At 72.4% G+C, this 2,462-nt stretch carries 2 protein-coding genes; both read left to right on the top strand.

The window, feature by feature from the left end; all coding sequences use genetic code 11:
• A partial coding sequence (locus tag ACVMLK_RS20710; RefSeq protein WP_457487500.1) for a UDP-N-acetylmuramoyl-tripeptide--D-alanyl-D-alanine ligase occupies positions 1 to 1,217 on the top strand: 1,217 nt, incomplete at its 5' end.
• On the top strand, positions 1,214 to 2,302 hold the full coding sequence (gene mraY, locus ACVMLK_RS20715; RefSeq protein ID WP_198366106.1) for a phospho-N-acetylmuramoyl-pentapeptide-transferase: 1,089 nt from the start codon (positions 1,214 to 1,216) through the stop codon (positions 2,300 to 2,302). The genes ACVMLK_RS20710 and mraY, both read left to right, overlap by 4 nt.
• Positions 2,303 to 2,462: the final 160 nt, after the last annotated feature.

Here is a 2,462-nt window from a genome sequence, read left to right on the forward strand (position 1 = left end):
CCGCCGGCGCCATGGGGGACCGGGATCCGCCGGGCGTGGCGGCGGGCGCGCCGCTGCTTCGCGTGCGCGAGACGCTGGCCGGCCTCACCGCCCTCGGCGCCGCCGGCCGCGCGCGCAGCCAGGCCCGCATCGCCGCCATCACCGGCAGCGTCGGCAAGACGACGACCAAGGAGATGCTGCGCCATGGCCTCTCCGCCCTGGCGCCGACCCATGCCGCCGTCGCCAGCTACAACAACCAGTGGGGCGTGCCGCTGACCCTGGCGCGCATGCCGCGCGGGGCGGCCTACGGCGTCATCGAGATCGGCATGAACCACCGGGGCGAGATCGCCCCCCTCGCCCGGCTGGCGCGGCCGCATGTGGCGGCGATCACCACGGTGGAGGCGGCGCATATCGGCCATCTCGGCTCCCTCGAGGAGATCGCCGAGGAGAAGGCCGATATCATGGAAGGGCTGGCGCCCGGCGCGCCGGTCGTCCTGCCGCGCGATTCCGCGATGTACCCGCTGCTGGCCCGGCGCGCCGCCCGCGCGGGCCTCGCCGTGACCGGCTTCGGTCTGGATGCGGCGGCCGAGGCGCGGCTGCTCGACTATCGCGGCGGCGCCGAATCGGGCGAGGCCGCGATCGCCTTCCGCGGCACCCGCCACCACCTCCCGCTCGCCGCCCCCGGCCGCCACCTCGCCCTCAACGCCCTGGCCGCGCTGGCCACGGCGGCGGCGCTCGGCGCCGATCCGGCCGACTTCCTGGCGGCGCTGGCGGGCTTCCGCCCCGGCGCCGGACGTGGTGGCCGCGCCACCCTGGTCCTGGCCGGCGGCACCGCCCTGCTGATCGACGACAGCTACAACGGCCAGCCGCCGGCCATGCGCGCCGGGCTCGGCGTGCTGGGCGCCCAGGCGGGGCGGCGCATCGCCGTGCTGGGCGACATGCGGGAGCTGGGCGAGCACGGACCCGCATTGCACGCATCCCTGCTGCCGGATGTTCTGGCCGCCGCCGATCTGGTATTTTGCTGCGGTGCACTGATGCGCGGCCTGTACGACGCCCTGCCGGCCTGCCGGCGCGGCGCGCATCGGGAGAGCAGCGAAGAACTGGCCCCGCTGGTCGTGGGGGCCGTGCGTCCGGGCGATGTCATTCTGGTGAAGGGGTCCCTCGGCAGCCGCATGGCGGCGGTCGTGAAGGCCCTGACATCCGCGCGCGGGGAAGCGCGCGAAGGGGCGCATTCATGATTTTCAATCTCCTGTCCCCCCTCGGGGACGGGCTCATTCTCTTCAACCTGTTTCGCTACGTCACCTTCCGGGCCGGCGCGGCCTGCATGACGGCGCTGTTCATCTGCCTGTTCCTGGGGCCCTGGGTGATCGGCTGGCTGCGCAGCTTCCAGAACGGCGGCCAGCCGATCCGCACCGACGGGCCGGAGGGCCATCTGCTGACCAAGAAGGGCACGCCCACCATGGGCGGCGTGCTGATCCTGCTCGGCCTGGTCTCCTCCACCCTGCTCTGGGCCGATCTGCGCAACGGCCTGGTCTGGGCGGTGCTGCTGGTCACGCTGGGCTATGGCCTGCTGGGCTTCTGGGACGACTGGCTGAAGGTCACCAAGCGCAACACCAAGGGCGTCTCGGGCCGGATGAAGCTGGTGGTGCAGGCGGGCGTCGGCCTGCTCACCGCCATCTGGATCACCCTGCTGATGCCGGCCGAGCTGTCGACGCACCTGACCATGCCCTTCTTCAAGGAGGCCATGATCAACTTCGGCATCTTCTTCCCCGTGCTGGCGATGCTGGTGATGATGGGTGCCTCCAACGCGGTGAACCTGACCGACGGGCTGGACGGGCTGGCCACCGTGCCGGTGATGCTGGCCGCCGCCGTCTTCGCGCTCATCGCCTATCTCGTCGGCAACCGCGTCTTCGCCGACTACCTGCAGCTCAACGGCGTTCCCGGCACCTCCGAGCTGGCGGTGTTCTGCTCGGCGCTGATCGGCGCCGGCCTCGGCTTCCTGTGGTTCAACGCCCCGCCGGCCAAGGTCTTCATGGGCGACACCGGCAGCCTCGCCCTCGGCGGCGCGCTCGGCGCGGTGGCGGTGGCGACGAAGCACGAGATCGTGCTGGCCATCGTCGGCGGCCTGTTCGTGGTGGAAACGGTCTCGGTCATCATCCAGGTCTTCTGGTACAAGCGCACCGGCCGCCGCGTCTTCCTGATGGCGCCCCTGCACCACCACTTCGAGAAGAAGGGCTGGGCCGAGCCGACCATCGTCATCCGCTTCTGGATCATCGCCATGATCCTGGCCCTCGTCGGCCTCAGCACGCTGAAGATCCGCTGATGACCGCGCCCCTCGCCCTCGCCGAACGCACGGATTTCGCGCCCTTCGCCGGGCAGCGCATCGCCGTGGTCGGGCTCGGCCGCGCCGGCCTGCCGGCGGCGCTGCGGCTGCGGGGCTGGGGCGCCGGGCTGCTGTGCTGGGACGACCAGCCGGCCGGCCG

This window comes from Teichococcus aerofrigidensis, assembly GCF_054073225.1.

Bases quoted from the DNA above. Each gene is read 5' to 3' on its own strand.
- mraY (WP_198366106.1), top strand. From the start codon at position 1,214: ATGATTTTCAATCTCCTGTCCCCCCTCGGGGACGGGCTCATTCTCTTC.